This is a genomic window from Pseudomonas fluorescens (assembly GCF_902497625.1).
Classification (GTDB): Bacteria; Pseudomonadota; Gammaproteobacteria; order Pseudomonadales; family Pseudomonadaceae; genus Aquipseudomonas; species Aquipseudomonas fluorescens_BQ.
In genome coordinates this window covers 17,370-35,820 of sequence record NZ_CABVGX010000032.1, presented here as the reverse complement: position 1 = coordinate 35,820, position 18,451 = coordinate 17,370, and the positions used below count along the sequence as shown (strand labels likewise).

General features: G+C 58.9%; 16 protein-coding genes. 5 read left to right on the top strand and 11 right to left on the bottom strand.

Features of this window, described 5'->3' with window-relative positions:
* Positions 1-95: 95 nt before the first annotated feature.
* Positions 96-1,373: a lipid IV(A) 3-deoxy-D-manno-octulosonic acid transferase gene (gene waaA, locus F8N12_RS18945; protein ID WP_150581843.1), complete on the bottom strand. Its 1,278-nt coding sequence runs from the start codon at positions 1,371-1,373 to the stop codon at positions 96-98.
* Between the two features lie 11 nt (positions 1,374-1,384).
* On the bottom strand, positions 1,385-2,281 hold the full coding sequence (locus F8N12_RS18940) for a LysR family transcriptional regulator (RefSeq protein WP_150581842.1): 897 nt from the start codon (positions 2,279-2,281) through the stop codon (positions 1,385-1,387).
* Between the two features lie 103 nt (positions 2,282-2,384).
* On the opposite strand from F8N12_RS18940, the gene F8N12_RS18935 reads away from it, so the two are divergent.
* The 4 genes from F8N12_RS18935 (at position 2,385) to F8N12_RS18920 (ending at position 5,879) form a co-directional block, all read left to right on the top strand.
* Positions 2,385-2,717 carry a DMT family transporter gene (locus tag F8N12_RS18935; protein ID WP_150581841.1) on the top strand — a complete coding sequence of 111 codons (333 nt, stop codon included), beginning with the start codon at positions 2,385-2,387 and terminating at the stop codon, positions 2,715-2,717.
* Between the two features lie 176 nt (positions 2,718-2,893).
* On the top strand, positions 2,894-4,069 hold the full coding sequence (locus F8N12_RS18930; RefSeq protein WP_150581840.1) for an NAD(P)/FAD-dependent oxidoreductase: 1,176 nt from the start codon (positions 2,894-2,896) through the stop codon (positions 4,067-4,069).
* On the top strand, positions 4,066-4,878 hold the full coding sequence (locus F8N12_RS18925) for an aldo/keto reductase (protein WP_150581839.1): 813 nt from the start codon (positions 4,066-4,068) through the stop codon (positions 4,876-4,878). The genes F8N12_RS18930 and F8N12_RS18925 overlap by 4 nt, the downstream gene beginning before the upstream one ends.
* Before the next feature lie 32 nt (positions 4,879-4,910).
* Positions 4,911-5,879 (top strand): metal ABC transporter ATPase, encoded by a 969-nt coding sequence (locus F8N12_RS18920; protein ID WP_150581838.1) that lies wholly within the window; start codon positions 4,911-4,913, stop codon positions 5,877-5,879.
* A gap of 1 nt (position 5,880) precedes the next feature.
* On the opposite strand, the gene F8N12_RS18915 is transcribed toward F8N12_RS18920, so the two are convergent.
* The 5 genes from F8N12_RS18915 to msbA all read right to left on the bottom strand — a co-directional run bounded on the left by F8N12_RS18915 (position 5,881) and on the right by msbA (position 11,964).
* On the bottom strand, positions 5,881-6,687 hold the full coding sequence (locus F8N12_RS18915) for a hypothetical protein (protein ID WP_150581837.1): 807 nt from the start codon (positions 6,685-6,687) through the stop codon (positions 5,881-5,883).
* 70 nt (positions 6,688-6,757) lie between these two features.
* Positions 6,758-7,462, bottom strand: coding sequence for a hypothetical protein (locus tag F8N12_RS18910; RefSeq protein ID WP_150581836.1), 705 nt, complete (start codon positions 7,460-7,462; stop codon positions 6,758-6,760).
* A gap of 2 nt (positions 7,463-7,464) precedes the next feature.
* Positions 7,465-8,439 (bottom strand): glycosyltransferase, encoded by a 975-nt coding sequence (locus F8N12_RS18905; protein WP_150581835.1) that lies wholly within the window; start codon positions 8,437-8,439, stop codon positions 7,465-7,467.
* A gap of 129 nt (positions 8,440-8,568) precedes the next feature.
* Entirely contained in the window at positions 8,569-9,990 is a 1,422-nt protein-coding gene (gene hldE, locus F8N12_RS18900; protein WP_150581834.1) for a bifunctional D-glycero-beta-D-manno-heptose-7-phosphate kinase/D-glycero-beta-D-manno-heptose 1-phosphate adenylyltransferase HldE, read from the bottom strand.
* A gap of 171 nt (positions 9,991-10,161) precedes the next feature.
* Entirely contained in the window at positions 10,162-11,964 is a 1,803-nt protein-coding gene (gene msbA, locus F8N12_RS18895) for a lipid A export permease/ATP-binding protein MsbA (protein WP_150581833.1), read from the bottom strand.
* Positions 11,965-12,118: 154 nt separating this feature from the next.
* Here msbA and F8N12_RS18890 point away from each other — a divergent pair, with 154 nt between their 5' ends.
* Positions 12,119-13,981 carry a bifunctional O-antigen ligase/aminoglycoside phosphotransferase family protein gene (locus F8N12_RS18890; RefSeq protein WP_150581832.1) on the top strand — a complete coding sequence of 621 codons (1,863 nt, stop codon included), beginning with the start codon at positions 12,119-12,121 and terminating at the stop codon, positions 13,979-13,981.
* Positions 13,982-14,047: 66 nt separating this feature from the next.
* Here F8N12_RS18890 and F8N12_RS18885 read toward each other — a convergent pair whose 3' ends face one another.
* From F8N12_RS18885 to F8N12_RS18870, 4 genes are read right to left on the bottom strand one after another with little or no spacing between them, the layout of a single operon-like run.
* Complete coding sequence (locus F8N12_RS18885; protein ID WP_150581831.1) at positions 14,048-14,932, bottom strand: glycosyltransferase; 885 nt, start codon at positions 14,930-14,932, stop codon at positions 14,048-14,050.
* The gene (locus F8N12_RS18880; RefSeq protein WP_150581830.1) at positions 14,929-16,083 is read right to left on the bottom strand and encodes a glycosyltransferase; all 1,155 of its coding nucleotides are present in this window, start codon (positions 16,081-16,083) and stop codon (positions 14,929-14,931) included. Before F8N12_RS18880 ends, F8N12_RS18885 begins: the two co-directional genes overlap by 4 nt.
* Positions 16,080-16,964: a DUF6625 family protein gene (locus F8N12_RS18875; RefSeq protein ID WP_150581829.1), complete on the bottom strand. Its 885-nt coding sequence runs from the start codon at positions 16,962-16,964 to the stop codon at positions 16,080-16,082. The genes F8N12_RS18880 and F8N12_RS18875 overlap by 4 nt, the downstream gene beginning before the upstream one ends.
* A 52-nt stretch (positions 16,965-17,016) precedes the next feature.
* Positions 17,017-18,450, bottom strand: a complete 1,434-nt coding sequence (locus tag F8N12_RS18870) for a PIG-L deacetylase family protein (protein ID WP_150581828.1) — start codon at positions 18,448-18,450, stop codon at positions 17,017-17,019.
* Position 18,451 lies beyond the last annotated feature (1 nt).

Genomic DNA, 18,451 nt, shown 5'->3' with positions numbered 1-18,451 from the left:
CCCGCTCCCACATTTGATCTGCGTGGCACACAAAATTTGTGTTCACGGGGATCCACTGTGGGAGCGGGCTTGCTCGCGAATGCAGGCAATGCGGTCTATGGAGTGATCAAACGCCCCAACCCATCCAGCAATCGCTGCAACGCCCCTTGGTTACGCCGCATCACCTGCAGCCCCGCCTCCGCCATCCGCTGCGCATCGCGCGGCAATTCGAACAGCCGCTGCACCGCCAGCGCCAGGCTTTGGGCATCGTCCACTTCCTGCAACGCCCCGGCGTTGCGCAACTGTGCGGCGATTTCCAGAAAGTTGAACACGTGCGGGCCACTGAGCACCGGTTTGGCCAGCGCCGCCGGCTCAAGCAGGTTATGCCCGCCATTGGCCACCAGGCTGCCACCGACGAATGCGCTATCTGCCAAGGCGTAGAGAAACAGTAACTCGCCCATGGTGTCGCCAAGCATCACCGAAGTGCTGCCCGTGACGGCCTCGCTGGACGAGCGACGCACCGTGGCGAAACCCTGTTGCTGGCACAACTCGAACACGGCATTGAAACGCTCGGGATGGCGCGGCACCAGAATCAGCAACGCATCGGGATGATCCGCCAACAACCTACGATGAGCCGCCAACACCACTTCATCTTCCCCGTCGTGGGTACTCGCGGCGATCCAGACCGGGCGCTCTTGCGCCTGCCATTGCCCGCGCAAAGCGGCGGCCTGTTCGAGCAATTGCGGGTCGATGGTCAGATCAAATTTGATCGAGCCGGTGACTTCGACAGTTTCCGCGCGGGCGCCCAGATCGCGGAAGCGCTGAGCCTCGGCCTCGGTTTGCACGGCAAACAGGCTCATCTCGGCGAGCATCGGCCCGGTCAGTTTTCTGAATCGTCCGTAACCTTGGGCCGACCGCTCAGACAATCGCGCATTGGCCAGTGCCACCGGAATACCGCGTTTGGCGCACTGATGGATATGATTGGGCCACAGTTCCGTTTCCATGATCACTGCCAGTTTCGGCTGGACCCGATCCAGAAACCGCGCTGCTGCGCACGGCAAGTCATACGGCAGGTAGCAATGCTGAATGCGTGGCTCGTTGGCGAACAGTGCCTGGATGCGCTCCGAGCCGGTCGGGGTCATGCAGGTCAGGGTGATCGGCAGTGCAGGATAGCGCTGCAGCAAGGCCCGAATCATCGGCGCGGCCGCAATACTCTCGCCCACGGACACCGCGTGCACCCAGATGCCGCCAGGTTTCATCGTCGGCAAGCCGAGGGAGAACCGCTCGCCGATCCGTTTCGCGTACGCCGGCGCCTTACGCGCCCGCAGCCACAGCCGAATCGCTACCAGTGGCAGCCCCAGATAAAACAGCGCGGTGTAGAGAATTCTATTCATGGCGGCGGAGTTTATCGGCTTTTCTCACCGATCGCCTGCAAGTGCACGGCAAAACGTTCCGCCAGCCACCGCGCTGCCGGGCCCAAGGGCTCATCGCGGCGCCACACCAGTTCGACGATCAAGGCTGGCGGTGTCCATTCGCTGACCAGTTCGACCATTTGCCCCTGATACGCCGGGTATTGTACGACGTGCCGTGGCAGCCATGCCCAGCCGAGGCCACGCACCAGCCATTCGGCCATCACGTAAAAACTGTCAGCCCGCCATACCCGCGGGCTGGCGGGCTCGCTGCCGGGGTAGACGCTGGACTGTGTCGACATCAGCAGTTGCCGGTGTTGCGCCAGTTGCTGACGATCCACTTGATGTTGTTGCGCCAGCGGATGACCGACGCCGCACACCGTGACCATCTCGACGCTGCCGAGCACCCGCCGCTCAAGCGCTTCGGAAATCTGATCGTGATAGAACAGCAAGCCCAGGTCCGCCCTGCGCTCTACCAGTTTGCGCGCCACATCGCCCTGCGCGGCACTGGTCAGTTGTACCTCCAGGCTGGGGAATTTATCGGCCAGCGCCTCAAAGCTTTCGATGATCGGCTGATACGGCATTGCTTCATCTTGCGCGACCCGAAGGCGAGCCTCCTGGCCACGCATCATCGCCAGCGCCCGACCATTGAGGCGTTCGCACTGGCGCAGGACTTCCCGCGCCTCGTCGAGCAAGGCAGTGCCAGCTTCGGTCAGTCTGGGCTGACGGCCGCTGCTGCGCTCGAACAGGCTCACGCCCAAGTCCGCCTCAAGCATCGCAATTGCACTGCTGACCGCCGATTGCGCTTTGTGCTGATCGCGTGCCACCGCCGAGAATGAGCGGCGCTCCGCTACGCTGACGAACAATCGGAGCTGTTCAAGATTCCACTGCATGCGCACAACCCATCTTCCAAACAGATAGGTAATGACTTTACCCCATCCAGAGAAACTCTAAAATGCCGAGCTCATCAGCAATGCTCCACATGAGGCCGCATCCATGACCGCTTATTACTACCTGGCCATTGCCATCTGCGCCGAAGTGATCGCCACCGTTTCAATGAAAGCCGTCAAAGGATTGAGCACGCCATTGCCGCTGATTCTGGTCATTGTCGGTTACAGCATTGCCTTCTGGATGCTCACCCTGGTGGTCCGCACTGTACCGGTGGGCGTGGCTTACGCGGTGTGGGCCGGCCTGGGGATCGTGATGGTCAGCGTCGCGGCGTTGTTCATTTACGGGCAAAAGCTGGACGTGCCGGCGATGCTGGGGATGGCGTTGATCGTATTGGGCGTTGTCGTCATCCAGCTTTTCTCGAAAACCGCTGGCCATTGACGTCCTCTGTAGCAGCTGCCGAAGGCTGCGTCCGACAGCGCAGCAGTCGTCCTATTCGGCGGGTGACCGCAGGCGTGGAATTCGTCCCCGAACGCAGCCTGCGGCAGCTGCTACAAATATGGCGTCCGGCATGAATCTGTATACTGCGCCCTCGTCTTGAACACTGAGGTCGCTGCATGCCATCCGTTATTTCCACCGACGTTCTGATTGTCGGCGCTGGTGTCGCCGGCCTCTGGCTGAACGCGCGCCTGCGCCGCCAAGGGTTCTCGACCGTGCTGGTGGAAAGCGCCACGCTCGGTGGCGGTCAGAGTATGAAGTCCCAGGGCATCATCCACGGAGGCGCCAAATACGCATTGCACGGCGCGCTGACCGGCGCCTCGGAAGCCATCGCCGACATGCCGCGGCGCTGGCGCGAAGCTTTGGCTGGCAACGGCGAGCTGGACCTGTCCGGCGTGCGCTTGTTGTCCGAAGCCCATTACCTGTGGTCGCCTGGTACCCTCGCCGGCAATCTCACCAGCTTTTTCGCCAGCAAGGCCGTGCGTGGCCGTGTCGACCAGGTCAAGGGCGATCAACTGCCGCCAGCCCTGCAAGACAAGCGCTTCAAGGGCAAGGTCTATCGTCTGGCGGAACTGGTGGTAGACGTGCCGAGCCTGATCCAACGGCTGGCCGATCTGGCGGGCGACGGTTTGCTCGCGGGACAAACTATCGAGCCGTTGCTCGAAGGCGGCAAACTGGTCGGGCTGAACGTCGATGAGCACGAGATTCGCGCTCAACGCATCGTTCTCAGCGCTGGCGCCGGAACGGCATCCTTGCTCGAAACGCTCGGCATCAGTCGCCCGGCCATGCAACGCCGGCCGCTGCACATGATCATCGCCAAAGGCCCGGGCCTCAAACCGCTATATGCTCACTGCCTGGGCGGCGGGACCAAACCGCGCATCACCATTACCACGCACCCGGCAGCTGATGGCCAATGGGTCTGGTATCTCGGGGGTGACATCGCGGAATCGGACGGGGTCAATCGCGAACCGGCCGAGCAGATTGCAACGGCGCAGAACGAGCTCAGCCAATTATTGCCTTGGATCGACCTCAGCACGGCGCAGTGGGCGACGTTGCGTGTGGACCGCGCCGAGCCCCTGCAAACCGGACTGACCCGTCCGGACAACGCATTCCTGGCCGAAGAAGGCCGGCTGCTGGTCGGCTGGCCAACCAAACTGGCACTGGCTCCCGATTTTGCCGACAGGGTCATCGCAAGCCTCGAGCGCGACGGCATCCAGCCGAGTCAGGCAGCGCCCCTGCCCGACTTGCCAAAACCACCAATGGGCGTACCCGCCTGGGAGCAACTGCTGCCATGAGCCAACCGACACTGCACGAGCTTCATCGGCCATTGGGCAGCACTGACCTCTCGGTGTCACCGCTGGGTTTGGGCACGGTCAAACTCGGTCGTGATCAAGGGGTGAAATACCCCAACGGTTTCAAGATTCCCGACGACGACGAAGCACGCATGCTGCTCACGTTTGCGCGCAACCTGGGCATCAACCTGATCGACACTGCACCGGCCTACGGTCAGAGCGAAGAACGTCTCGGCCCGTTGCTGCGTGGTCAGCGTCAGGACTGGGTGATCGTCAGCAAAGTCGGCGAAGAATTTGTCGACGGTCAATCAAGCCATGATTTCAGCGCCGCGCACACTCGGCTGTCGGTGGAGCGTAGTCTGCAACGTCTGGAAACGGATTACATCGACCTGATTCTCGTGCACTCCGACGGCAACGATCTGGAGATTCTCCAAGGCAGCGAAGTTTACGCGACCCTCGCTGCGCTCAAGGCCGAAGGCAAGATTCGCGGTTTCGGTTTCTCGGGAAAAACTGTCGAAGGTGGCATCAAGGCTCTGGAGCAAGGTGATTGCGCGATGGTCACCTACAATCTGAACGAACAGAACGAGAAACCGGTCATTGACTATGCTGCTGCACACGGCAAAGCCGTCCTGGTGAAAAAAGCGCTCGCCAGCGGCCATGTCTGCCTGAGCCCAGGGGTCGATCCGGTGCGTGCCAGCTTCGAGCTGTTGTTTGAACATCCGGGTATCGCCAGTGCTATTGTCGGCACCATCAATCCGCTGCACCTCGCCCACAACGTCGCGACCGTTGCCAACGTCCTTCGTAGAAACTGATGCCGCCGACGCGGCCTTTAGCAGGAGCCGACATGCCGCGCACGCTCATCAGAAAGAATCCAAGCAACTTCAAGACCCTGCCGTTATCCGTCGAAGCGACTCCCGAAGGCTTGAGCTATCAGAGCGTGGGGATGCCGCTCAATTTCACCCAGACTCTGCAACGTCGACGCCCGGTCACCGTCGACAACCCTGAAAGATTCACGCTGGAGCTGGCCAATCTTGGCGTGTCGGTGCGACTGACCCTGCATTGGCAAAACCGCGATTACTGGATTCTGGTTCGTCAACGCCGGCAAGACCGCGGCGATGTCGTGCTCAAGCTGATCTCCGGATACGTGCCGGCCCACGAACTGAACTTGCCGCTGCACACCGCGATTCAGGAAATTGCCGAAGAGTGCATGCTGGAGACTCCGGAAGGCTGGCTCGGCGGACGCTTCAACGATACCTGGCTACCCGCGCCATATGCTTCAGCGCTGCACTATCGCGAGGCCTTGCCATTTCGACTGACGCCATTGTCGGGTGCGCCAAGGCCCGTGCGCTGCGGCCAACTGCAACTGCTGGAGCGTCCGTGGGCGTACGTGCATTTGCCGACTGCTTCGCTGCAGTTGATTTATGACCTACGCCTGGAAGTGCCGAAGGAAGCCAAATCCCTGAGCCTGTTCCATGTTGATGAGCGACTGGAAGGCGATCAACTGGTCACCCGACTCGACCGCAAACGGCCAGACTTGTATCTGATGCCTCTCGAGGAGGGCGTTCCGCTCCCTGAGCTGTACACCCTCAAGCGCGACAAATTGGTGCCCGCCAGTACACGGGGTCTGTATCTGGCGGAAAGTTTTGCCGTGCAGGAAGGATGGGTGGTTCGCGACGAGCGGATTCGCTGGAAGGACTGGGTCGTCCAGCAGGGCCTGGTGCCACCAAAAGCCCCGCGTCGGGGCCTGAAAAAACTCAGCGTGAAGGCGTTGCGTCTGGTCCGGATGGTGCGCGGGACATTGCGCAAGTCGTGATTCAGCGCGAGCGGCGCTTGTCCAGCAGGGTGCGCAAGCGCGCAAAAAAATGAAAATAACGATTCTCGCGTTTGCCCATGCCGCGCTTGGGCGAGAACGACTCTTCGGCGAATGCGCCGGTAATACGAACGCGTGAGGCTTGAGTATCAATTGTGCAGATCTTCGCTCCGGCCTGTTGCAGAGCAAACTTGAGTAGCCGCTCGGAGTGCAACTTGCGCCCGGTGACTGTGCAGAAGTCAAAGATCCGATCGATGCGTTTGCCATAGGCGACGTAAGTATCGCGGCCACAGATGGCCAGCCGGTCGTTCAAGCCGCCCCACCACTGCCAGTCCGGAATGTAGGCGTTGTCCCGCCTGGCTTCGGCATGCTCGAACACATACGCCGGCAGTGCGCTATGAAAGAAGTTGTCTGGCCGCACGAAGACCACGAAGTCGGGGTTGAAAGACTCCATCATGTCAGTGACGGTGTACAACGAATTCAGTTGATAGATAAGGTTGCGCAGCGAGGCGTAGTCATCGGCCCAGGTATCGCCCAGCGTCTTGATCCGCTCAAAGTCCCAACGCTCCAGCACACCCTCGGTGGAGGTAAGTGCGCCCGTCATCGATTCAAAGGGCAGATAGTTGTCCGCAGCCAACTCACCCTGCTCACCTGAGCGCGAGTTCTGCACTTCGGCAATTTTATACAGGTGATAAAAACACTTCACGTTTGAGTCGGCAGGCAACTGCGCAAGCACGTTGGCCTGAATGGACGGAAAGCAGATTTGCGAATTCCTCGGGATACCAAAAAAAGCCACCGCAATGTTCAACACTCGACACCCCTGGGATATTGATCGAATCCATTCTTCGGTGCCTGGGCGGCCTCCGGTGACAGACCTTTATTCATGTGCGGCGAAACACCTTCTGCCACCAGCTGCGCGGCTGCAGGGGCACAACAATCACGTCTGAGTGCTGCAGCCAGTTGCGCTCGTAATCCCAGGCATGACCACTCCAGAATTTGCCCGCCTCGTTGGAGAAGCCCAGAGTCATCAGCTGGTAGTCATAACCCTGATGACCGCGCAGCCAATCGAGCAACACCATTACATTAAAGCCGGTGGAAGGCCCGACATAACGCTTGCCACCCGGCCGATCCACCGGATAGTTCCATAGCGCCGGCAAGGGAATGCGTTCCCAATACAATGCCACTTGAGGCAACGGGCACAGGGGCGCCGTGTTACCTACAAGAACGGTAAAGCAGCGCGCGCCCGTTTGCTTGAACAATCGCTGCACTTCAGGCCCGCAGGGCAGACCAAAGAAGTAGGCATCCGGCGCATTGAAACCGTGAACGAATACATTGACGCTGTCAGGGTTCAGCAAAGCGGCTTTGACGCAGTTGTTGAAACTGACCACGACGTCATTGACGCCGATACCCAGCGCCTGAAAATCAGCCTGGGTAATCGCCGGATTATTCGCAACAAGCACAACCCGGGAGGCCTCTCGCAAGCATGCTTGCAGCGCCGGCGGCAGTGCTTCCAGAACAGACTGATGCCCGCCTGGCAGAGCATCCAGTGCCATATGTTCACTGGCCTGAGGTTGTCGAGTGTCCATGCTTACTCTGGAACCTTCATGCCATAACGCAGTTTCACCCACAGGCGAGTGAACATCGAAGGCGGTTGCCAAGGGCGCATTTCCCGCTGAATTTCGCTGGCCAGGGTGCGACCTACACGAGCGAAAGAATAGCGACTTTCGGCAAACTCCTGTCCGTTACTGGCGATACGTTGCGCCAGTTCCGGGTCACTTTGCAGCAACTTGATCTTCTCCACTGCCTCTTCTTCGGAGTGGTAGAAGACCGTGTTGTGCATGTCCTGGAAGCCCAGCAGCTCGTCTTCTTCGCCCTGACTCCAGGCCAGCAGCACACAACCGCAGGCCATTGCTTCGAAGTTCTTGATCATGAATTCGTTCATGCCGATGTCGGCACTGACGAAAATCTTGATGCGATTGAGTGTTTCCAGATACTCGGTGCCCGACTGGGTGCGAGTCACCAACATACCGGTGCGCCGCGAGAGCGATTCCAGCAACGCTTTACGCTGCGCATATTCGGTGCTTTTCAGGCTGCCAAGGAAGCCGAGCGGAATGTCGCGGACACTACCCGTATTGCGCAGCATCTGTTCGTCATAACCCTTGGAAACGAATACCGCATCAATGTCTTCAGCCTGCATCCGCCGCGCCACCACCGCGCCGGAAACCAGTGCGCGTGAACTCGGCAACCGACTGTACAGGCGTGAATAGACCCGCATGTATTTACTGTCGGACATGTAGTTCTGGTATGCATCGTGCTCCAGAAAAACCAGCCCGGGGATGCACTGCAAGACACGCAACTGAGGAGCAAGGCGTTTGACTCTGGAGAAAATCACCACCCGATCAAAGTTCTGGTAATTGACCGAAGCAAGAAACGGCCCCAGATTCATCTGCTGGCGTTTGCTGAGGCGATAGACCACGCACTCGTCGCAGTTCTGCTGCACGATTTCATAAAGTCGGTCCAGAATGACTCGCTGCTCGGCCATTACCAGGAGCATGATTCTCATAAATCAAATTACCACGAGACAAAAGCAAGTAAGCGCATGGGGTTCACACCCGCCGCTGTGGACGGAACGGCTTTATCCTCAGGGCATGTTGCACCCAGGCGCGATACAAAACAGACATGATTCATCTCTTCAACGACTGCGAATCTTTTCGACAATCGCAGTTGTCGAGCTATTTTCCACGAGACCAAGCACTTTCACCGTGCCGCCGTACGCAGTAACGATGTCCGCGCCGACCACTTGATCAATCCCGTAATCGCCGCCCTTGACCAGCACATCCGGTTTGACCTCGCGCAGCAGGTTTTCCGGGGTGCCTTCCGCGAAGCTGATCACCCAGTCCACCGCGCCCAGTCCGGCCAGCACAGCCATGCGCCGGTCGACGCTGTTGATCGGACGGCCAGGACCTTTCAGGCGACTCACCGAGGCGTCGTCATTGACCGCAACGATTAATCGATCGCCTTGAGCACGCGCTTGCTCGAGGTAAGTTACGTGGCCAGCATGGAGAATGTCGAAACAACCGTTGGTGAAGACGATTTTCTCTTTGTGCGCACGCGCATCGTCCACTGCCAGGCGTAGTTGTTCCAGGCCCAGCACGCCGCGCTCGGAACCTTCCTCACGCTGAATGGCGCGACGCAGTTCCGGAGCGCTGATGGCTGCGGTACCAAGTTTGCCGACGACGATACCGGCCGCCAGATTGGCCAGAGCCACTGCGTGCGGCAATTCTTCACCCGCCGCAATCGCGGCGGCCAGGGTCGAAATCACTGTGTCGCCGGCACCGGTCACATCAAACACTTCCCGGGCCCGCGCTGGCAGGTGCAGGGCCGGATGATCCGGACGCAACAGCGTCATGCCGTGTTCACCGCGCGTGACCAGCAAGGCCCCGAGGTCGAGGTCATGCATCAATTGCGCGCCTTTGCTCACGAGCTCGTGCTCATCTGCGCATCCGCCGACGATGGTTTCGAATTCACTGAGGTTGGGGGTAATCACGCTGGCGCCACGGTAGATCGAAAAATCCTTGCCTTTGGGATCAGCGAGCACCGGAATGCCCCGGGCCCGAGCGGCCTGAATCAGCATCTGATGATTTTTCAGAGCGCCTTTGCCGTAATCGGACAGGACCAGCACCTTGATGCCTTCAAGCAACTCTTCGACCTGCTCACCCAGCGCCAGTGCGTCAGTGGCAAACGGTTCTTCGAAATCGATGCGCAGCAATTGCTGGTGCCGGCTCATGACCCGCAGCTTGACGATAGTCGGCTGGTGCGCAATGCGCTGAAACATTGCCCGTACACCAGCGCCCTCAAGGCTGTTGGCCAGGCTGTCGGCGGCCTCATCGTCGCCGGTCACGCCGATCAGCGACGCCGGTGCACCGAGCGCAGCAATGTTCAAGGCAACGTTGGCGGCACCGCCCGGGCGGTCCTCGATTTGCTCGACCTTCACCACCGGCACCGGCGCCTCAGGGGAAATCCGTGAGGTACCACCATGCCAGTAACGGTCGAGCATGACATCGCCGACCACCAAGACAGGGGCTTGATCGAAACGCGGCATGGACAACTTCATGGAGCATCCCACATACAAAATGAACAAGGGCGGGATATTAGCACAGGGATTGGCGTGGACTTGCGCATGGCGTGAACAAGGGCCGCAAAAGCAAAAAATCGCAACCTGAGGAGGTTCGAATACCTCAGGCTGCGATTTTTTCCGACATCTATTGAACGTGGCCTTGAAGGCTCAGGCGATGCCTTCAGCCGGGGCGTCAAGACCCATTGCGTTCAAACGGGCGTAATAACCGTTTTGGGCCAACAGTGCTTCATGCGTACCACGCTCGACGATCCGGCCCTGATCCATGACCAGAATCAGGTCGGCCTTCTCGATGGTGGACAGGCGGTGGGCGATGACCAATGTGGTTCGCCCCTGCATGACATGATCCAGGGCGGCCTGGATGTGCCGTTCCGATTCGGTGTCCAGCGCCGAGGTCGCTTCGTCGAGAATCAGCACCGGCGCATTTTTCAGCAACGCCCGCGCGATCGCCAGGCGCTGGCGCTGGCCACCGGAAAGCAGCACGCCGTTCTCGCCGACCTGGGTGTCCAGGCCTTCGGGCAACTGGGTGATGAAGTCCATGGCGTAGGCATCTCTTGCGGCTTTTTCGATGTCTTCACGCGGTGCACCAGCCAGGTCGCCGTAGGCAATGTTGTTGGCCACGGTGTCGCTGAACAACGTCACATGCTGGGTAACCTGGGCGATGTGCTTGCGCAGGTTGAGCAATTTGTATTGCTCGACCTCGACACCATCGATGAGGATTTCGCCCTTGTCGTGATGGTAGAAGCGCGGAATCAGGTTGGCCAGGGTCGATTTGCCGCTGCCTGAACGCCCGACCAACGCCACCATCTGGCCCGGCTCGACCGAAAAGCTGATGTCGTCGAGTACCTGACGCTCGGTGCCCGGGTAAGTGAAGCTCAGATTGCGCACTTCCAGACGCCCGGTGACAGCATCACGCTCGACGGTGCCAGTATCGACCTCCGGCTCGACATCGAGTTGCTCGAAGATGCTTTCTGCGCCGGCCACACCTTTCTGGATGGTCGAACTGACTTCGGATAGTTGGCGGATCGGCTTGGGCAACAGACCGGCCAGGGTGATGTAAGCAACCATGTCACCTGCCGATGCATCGCCGCGCAGGTACAACACCAGGAACATCAGCACAGCCATGGCGCTGTAGATCACCAACTGCAGCAACGGCGTGTAGATCGCGCCGGTGCGGGTCATGCGCAATTGTTTGTCGGTGTTGCCCTGGCTGGCATTGAAGAAGCGCTTCTGTTCGTAGACTTCACCGCCAAAGCTGCGCACCACGCGGTAACCCTGGATGGTTTCCGAAGCGACATGCGTGACGTCGCCCATGGCCGCCTGGATCTTCTTGCTCTGCTTGCGGAATTTCTTGCTGGCGGTGCTGACCATGACTGCGATCAGCGGCAGGATCGCCACCATGACCAGGGTCAGTTTCCAGTTCATGAACAGCAGCGACGCGAACAGGAAAATCACCGTCATGCCTTCACGGATAACGACCTTGATCGCATCTGTGGCCGCCCCGGTAACCATTGTTACATTAAAGGTGATGCGGGAAATCAGATGTCCCGAGTTATGCTTGTCGAAGTAGCGGTTGGGCAATACCAGCAAATTGTTGAACAACTGAACCCGTAAGTCATGCACCAGGCCGAGAGAAACCTTGGCCAGGAAGTAATTGCCCAGATAAGATCCCAACCCCTGCCAGGCGGCGATCAGTATGATCAACAGCGGTACTGCCTGCAGCAGCTGCAGGTCACGCAGATAGGGCACGCTGGGGAACAACACGGCCTCAGGATTGGACAGGCCGTCGACAAAATATTTGAGGATGTAGCCGAGCATTGGCTGCGTCGAAGCGAAAATCAGAAAACCGACGATGCTGATCAGGAACAGGCTGATGTAGGGCCGGACGTAACCGAGCAGGCGGAAGTAGATTTTCAAGCTTGAGGGGCTTGCGGAGAGACTGGAGTCGGTCATATCACGCGATTGTCGATAAAAAGGACGCCGACTTTACCACAGCTTCTTGAGGGTTCTGGCAATCGCATAAAGGCTGGTATTGTTAGGCCCCAGAAAAAGCATCATATAGCCATCACCCGATCGGCCGATCAACTTCAGGATTGAATCTCTCAGCATGCAATTCAGCGGTTTAAACAGTACGTCCAATCGAGTGTTCGATTTCATTGCCTTGTGGATTCTTCCACTGGGCTACCTCCTGCTCCTGTGCGCGCTGTTCTTCCTGCCGGAACGAAGTCTGCATCACAAGCTTTATTACGGCTTGTTCAGTATCCCTGCACTCATTGCCATTGTGCTGCGACCCCGCGCGTTCAAAGAACTGCTCTGCGAGCCGATGTTCATCGCGATGCTGGTGTTCGTCATCTGGGCGATGGTCAGCCTGGCCTGGGGACCGGGCGAGAAGCCCTTTGGTGCGCAACTCAAGCCGCCGCTCCACACGCTTATGCTGTTCGCCGGCTGCTACCTGCTGGTGCGTTATCGCAGCGAAATCATCCAGCCTCTGCTGTTCAGCGCCGCCATCGTCGGGCTGATTGCCACGTGCTACAACCTCTTCATGTTTTCCCGCATCTACGAACCGGGCATGCGATTGATTGGCGCAGGGGCCTTCGACAATCCTTTGCTGAGTTCGCATCTGTATGGCTTTTTCTGCGCCTACTGGCTGAGCGTAAGCATGATGTGCAAACGTCCGCACCTGCTCTGGCTGAGCGTACCGGCTGTGGCAGTGATGTTCACTGCGGTCATCGCCACCGGCTCGCGGACCCCGTTGGTGGCGTTGACGCTCGCAGCTTTATGGCTGGGTTTTATCTGCTGGAACCGTCGCTCCATCGCCCTGCTGGTTATCCTGCTGGCGGGCGGCGGTGCAATGACCGCCTATTTCTCGGACATGATCATCGCCCGAGGCGATTCCTATCGCTTTGACATCTGGCGGATCGTGCTGCAGAAGGTTGCCGAACACCCATGGATCGGCCACGGCTACGGTGCCGAATTTTCAGTGGATCCCGGCGTAGGCTATCTGCTTTCGGAACCGCATAGTTTCGCGTTGGGCGTCCTCTACTATGTCGGTATCTTCGGCTTCTTGCCGTGGCTGTTTTTTCAGGGCTGGGGACTGTTCAGCAGCTGGCGCCACCGCGTGCAGCCGCTGTTGATCATTGCGTCAACCTGGCTGGTATTCGGCATTGGTGCCGGCCTGACCGAGGGTGGCGGGATCATTTCGCGCCCCAAGGAGCACTGGTTTCTACTGTGGATTCCGCTGGCACTGATCGCCGCGCTGGTCATCAACCAGCGCGCCGGGCGTCTGCTGGCCATGCCGATCAGAACGCTGGCGCAAACTGCCCTGGAAAAGCTGACGAACAATGCGCATGTCATCGAAGAAGATGGCTTGGGGCCTAAAGTCCTGCGACTGGTTGATGGCAGCTTTCTGAAGCTCTTCCGTCGCCGTCGCTGGTATACCTCAGGCACCTTCAATCCCTATTCGGAACGCTTCGCCGTGAACAGTGAGGAGCTGCGACGAATGGGTATTCCAACGCCGCATTTACTGAATCTGTATCGCCTGAAAGACGGCAGCAGCGCTGTGCATTACACGCCATTGCCTGGCAGTACGCTGCGCCAGGTGCTACAGGGCATTACTGCTCCGGATGTGCGTGAGGCGCTGGTTCAACGGTTTGGCAAATTCATGGCGCAACTGCACGAGCAGGGCGTGTATTTCCGCTCCTTGCATCTGGGCAATGTGCTGGTGCTGCAGGACGGCGAATTCGGCCTGATCGATGTGGCCGATATGCGGATTTATCCATCCTCACTGTGTCTGTCGCTGCGCCAGCGCAATCTGCGCCATATGCAACGCTACACCGAGGACCGTCGCTGGTTGTTCGAAGATCATCTGCAGGCACTGCTGCGAGGCTACGCTGTGACGGCCTCCCCTTCTGCCGTCGACAAGCTGCACCGGCAGGTCCTCGCGTCCAGCCACCCGGCACGGGTGCACTGACAGCCAGCTCACCATGCATCGTCGCCGGGACACAGCCCGGCCAGACGATGCATCAGCTGCTCCGGTTCAGTGCTTTTCCAGGGGCGAAAAATACAGCCGACCCAGGCCACGCCAGGTCTTTTTGTTCCAGGCCTTGAACGGGATCTGCGCGAGCAGTTCTCGCGCCAGCTTGCGGTCGCGGGAGGCGGTCTTGAGGAACATCGAACTGAGGAATTTGTAACGTACGTGCTCGTACAGCGGATGGTCGCTGAACAGGTCGTACGAGCGCAGGATGTTATCGATCATGAAGCGATGATTCTTGTAGGAGTTGGTGGCGTGCTTGCGATAGCGCGCCATCAACACGCTCAGGCCATCGATGAAGTAACCGGCGTGGGTAATCTTCAACTCGATCAGCAGGTCTTCCAGGCGGATGTTCGGATCGAAGCCTCCAACCTTGTCCAGCGCTTCGCGGCGAATCATCAGGGTCGGTGCTGGCGGGTAAGGCTTGCGCTCCAGGAACATGTCGTCGAAATCCAGCCGGCGGAACGGCACATCGCGGCGTTGACGCGATTCCGGGTACAAATTGCCATCGGCATCGATCAGTTCGATATTGCCGGCGCAGATCCCGACCTCAGGTTTGCCGTCCATGTACGCCACCTGAATGGCGATCCGGTCATGGAGCATGACGTCGTCAGAGCCGAACGGGGCGATCAAACTGCCTTTGGCGCGGGCAATGGCACCGTTGAGCGTGTTGGTCAGCCCCTGATTTTCCTGAACCCGAAAGTCGAAACCGTGCAGCGCCTGCAAAGCCTTGATCCGTTCGACGCTGTCATCCTTGGAGCCATCGTCGATTACCAGCAACTCGATATTCGGGTAGGTCTGGTTAATGACGCTGAGAATGCTCTCCTCGATGTAGGGCCCATGGTTGTACGACGCGATGATGACCGTAACGAGTGGTTGAGCGTCGCTCATGGTTGTTCCTTTCGTGCCTGGTTCAAGCCGGATTCAATCAGGTCCAGGTATTCCTGGCGGAACACCTCGATGTCGTGTTTTTCCTGCAGATAACGATAGGCCTGCTCACCCTTGTCCTTGAGCGCGTCGTCTGCCAGCGCAAGATACGAGTCGAGCGCGGCGATCAGCGAGGGCACGTCCCTGGGCGTCACCGCCAGACCGCCCGCGCCCTCGATCAGCGGCAGCATCGCCGGCACATTGGAAGCAATCACCGGAAGGTGACCGCTCATGCCTTCGAGCAGCGCCAACCCCAGCCCCTCAGCCAGCGAGGGCATGGTCCAGACGTCGAACGCACGCACGTACTGCAGGGCGTTCTCCTTAAACCCCAGCAGGTGGGCGCGGCCTTTCAGGCCCAAACGTTCGATCTCGGTGGCCAGGCGCGATTCTTCGCGACCGGCGCCGATGATCGCCAACTGCGCGTTCGGATACTTGTCCTTGAGTGCGGCAAATGCCTGCAGCAAGTAGGTATGGCCCTTGATCGGAACCAACCGGCCCAACGCACCAATCAAACGCACCGATGGGTCTATGCCCAGCAGCTCGCGAGCGCGCTCACGGCCATGCTGCAATCCCTCGGCTTGCTCGATATCAATGGCATTGGTAATGGCATAGGTATTTTGCTCGGTAAAACCGCATTTGCAGTCCAGCAAGTACTGTTTGACCGCGGGCGAAACGCCGACGAAGCGCCAGTGCCGGTCGATCAGACCCTGGGTCTGACGGCGACGGTAGAACCGGTCGTACTCACCAAACCCGTGGGAAATGCCGATGCACAGTGGCACTTTCAACCAGCGGTTGAGCGTCAACATCATGTTCACCGGTTTGAAACGGTTACAGACCACCACGTCATACTTTTCCGCGCGGCAGAACTTGTACAGCTGCCACATGGCCCGCAGACGCATACCCTTGAGCGACTTGTCGGAAAACTCGAAATACACCGAGCGGTCGGCACGACTCACGGCCTCACCCGGGCCAGGCTTGCCGCGCAAAAATGCAGCTGTCACTTCATAGCGATCACGCGGCAGCGCCTTGACGATCTGTTCCGCAAGATCGGCAAAGTCATGGGCTTTTACATTGTAGTCAGGCTGCAGCTGCAGAACCTTGGTCCGCTGACTCATAACGCTCCCTGGTGAAAACCTGTTGCATCGATGAACCAATCAGGATTGGCGGCAATGCGCCTGAGCTCTGCCGGATCGGGTTGCGGCAAATCGGGCCATTCGTTGCGTTTCCAGCAGACGAAATGGAAATACGGAAATTGACGATCGCCGTCTCGATCATTGGTCAGAACACCGCTGCGCCAATTCCAGCGATGCGGAAAATCGTCGCTGCCGTCATGCCACTTGATGCAGCCGCCAGGGGTGCTGAACGCCTCGGTAAATTCGCTGCGGCGTCGCCACGGATTGAACTTGCCCACCAGTTTGAACAAGGGCTCGGGGAAATTCTTGCGCCACAGGAAAATCCGGCTGAAGGCACCTTCGTCCAGTGCGTGATGTACCTGATCTGTGAAACGTGACCGCCAGTCGTTCATCTGCATGAACAGTTCCCGCTTGCGCGCCGTGTTGCGCAGCAGACACAGGTGCCCGGCCACCCGCCGCTCGTGCGTCGAGAACAGGTCATAGGCGGCGAGTCGTTCAGCGGTGAAATAATGCCGCAGATCACCATAGACGAGATCGATGTCGCCGAATCCCCAGAAATCATAACCTCGCAAGCGATCAGCGTGAATATGCCCCAGGGCCGGTTTGATATCGCACAGTTTGTAATCGGCCTGCGGGGCGAAATCGATATCCAGCCGGCTCGATACGATCCCGCAGTAGTCGCTGAAAGTCATGCTCTCGATGATTACGTTGGGCGGTAGATTTTCGGGCACTCCGCAGTCGCTGAACAGCAACCAATCGATATCAGGGTTGCGTCGGCAACTTTCTAGAAAAAACGGCATCCAGAATGGCCAGTGGCCGAAATATGGAATCAGAAAAAGGATACGGGGACACGAATTGATCACGGGCGACTCACTGTAAATGCTTGATACGCCGCCATACCAGGCAACGTTACCTTCAACTGTGCTGCGAAGATTTCTCACCCTGCTTCAAAATCCAGAACAGTTCCTGGCGTCTGACCGCTTTGCGAAAGAACTCGTTTTCGCCGTAGCGCGGACGCGCTCTGCCGGCCAGCAGCCGCTGAATCGTTCTGCGCAAGCGCCGCTTGAAAGGCATCAGGGGTTGCAGATCGTGCATCATTCCGAGCGCCATCGCTTTGTCACGCTGCAGCGCCGGCGGTATCGACAGGCAGTAAGGGTGCATCGCAATGGACGAGTCAAAAACCGGCGGCAGCGCGATGCCATGCCCGGTGTCACCCATGGGCCAGCGGTCATTATCGTGCAGGTGATTAGCGTAACCGAGCACGGTGCTCGGCTGCCATTCCAGCCCGTTCAACGCCTCAATCACCGCTTGCCGCGCACAGATGTGATCGGGATGAGGATCAAGCGTCGGATGCGGCAGCACGATGACTTCGGGACGTGCACGCAGCAGCAATGCACGCAGATCAGCCAGCAGATTATTCCAGGTCGGCGCGCCGTCGAGATCACCCGGCAAGGCAAACGGGTTCATTTGCCGGAATACCCGGATGTCCTCCAACTCGGCCTCACGCGAACCGACTGCTCGGGTCGGCGCTGCCTGCATCGTAGCCAGTTGCAGGCAAAAATAACCCAACTGCACGCAATGGGCTTCAGGCACACCGGCCCAGCGTGGCACGGCGATGCTGTCCCATGCGCGCAATCGGCCCTTGAGGCGAGCGGCTTCAACCCTGTTGATGCCCATCTGCTGATAATGGTCTGCTTCGATTTCACCGGCAGTCAGGGTGACGATCCAGGCTTCATCCGCCTGACTGTAAAGCCCGTAAGCCGCCAGTTCGGCATCGTCTGCATGAGGCGCGATAACCATGACCCGCTGACGGCGATAATCCGGTTGCTCGAATGCCCACAAAACCGGCTCGCCCAGCAACCGACAAAATCGGCCATGCAAACGCAATTCGCCCGCGGACAAGGCCGCAGTCTGACCGCTGAGGTTGAGATAGCGCAGCCCGTTGACGCCTCGTTCGAAGGTTTGCCGATCAGGATCACCACCCCCCGACACATCCACTGCCGGATCGAAAAAGCGTCCCAGCCAGGTGCTTTTGATCCGCAGGGCTAATACCAGCGTCACGTCGCCGTCCAGCATCACGCCCTCATCCAGGCGCAAACGCTCGCCGTCCAGATGAACCCTGGGCTGCTGGGTGAAAGGCGGAAAGCTGTATTCGTAATCATCCTGAGGCGAATAGAACAAATGATCGGCAAACCACGCCTCGTGGACGATCCAGCCGATGACGGCCAGCACCAGCGGCAGCCACCATACGATGAACACACCGACGGCGATCAACAGCAGCAGTGCAATCAACAGGGCGATACGTTTGTTGCGCCGGTGGCGCTTGAGCAATTGCTGTTTGCGACTCATG

Excerpts from the sequence above, each read along its gene's own strand:
- waaA (WP_150581843.1), bottom strand. The coding sequence starts at position 1,373 with ATGAATAGAATTCTCTACACCGCGCTGTTTTATCTGGGGCTGCCACTG.
- F8N12_RS18940 (WP_150581842.1), bottom strand. The coding sequence starts at position 2,281 with ATGCAGTGGAATCTTGAACAGCTCCGATTGTTCGTCAGCGTAGCGGAG.
- F8N12_RS18935 (WP_150581841.1), top strand. The coding sequence starts at position 2,385 with ATGACCGCTTATTACTACCTGGCCATTGCCATCTGCGCCGAAGTGATC.
- F8N12_RS18930 (WP_150581840.1), top strand. The coding sequence starts at position 2,894 with ATGCCATCCGTTATTTCCACCGACGTTCTGATTGTCGGCGCTGGTGTC.
- F8N12_RS18925 (WP_150581839.1), top strand. The coding sequence starts at position 4,066 with ATGAGCCAACCGACACTGCACGAGCTTCATCGGCCATTGGGCAGCACT.
- F8N12_RS18920 (WP_150581838.1), top strand. The coding sequence starts at position 4,911 with ATGCCGCGCACGCTCATCAGAAAGAATCCAAGCAACTTCAAGACCCTG.
- F8N12_RS18910 (WP_150581836.1), bottom strand. The coding sequence starts at position 7,462 with ATGGACACTCGACAACCTCAGGCCAGTGAACATATGGCACTGGATGCT.
- F8N12_RS18905 (WP_150581835.1), bottom strand. The coding sequence starts at position 8,439 with ATGAGAATCATGCTCCTGGTAATGGCCGAGCAGCGAGTCATTCTGGAC.
- hldE (WP_150581834.1), bottom strand. The coding sequence starts at position 9,990 with ATGAAGTTGTCCATGCCGCGTTTCGATCAAGCCCCTGTCTTGGTGGTC.
- msbA (WP_150581833.1), bottom strand. The coding sequence starts at position 11,964 with ATGACCGACTCCAGTCTCTCCGCAAGCCCCTCAAGCTTGAAAATCTAC.
- F8N12_RS18890 (WP_150581832.1), top strand. The coding sequence starts at position 12,119 with ATGCAATTCAGCGGTTTAAACAGTACGTCCAATCGAGTGTTCGATTTC.
- F8N12_RS18885 (WP_150581831.1), bottom strand. The coding sequence starts at position 14,932 with ATGAGCGACGCTCAACCACTCGTTACGGTCATCATCGCGTCGTACAAC.
- F8N12_RS18880 (WP_150581830.1), bottom strand. The coding sequence starts at position 16,083 with ATGAGTCAGCGGACCAAGGTTCTGCAGCTGCAGCCTGACTACAATGTA.
- F8N12_RS18870 (WP_150581828.1), bottom strand. The coding sequence starts at position 18,450 with ATGAGTCGCAAACAGCAATTGCTCAAGCGCCACCGGCGCAACAAACGT.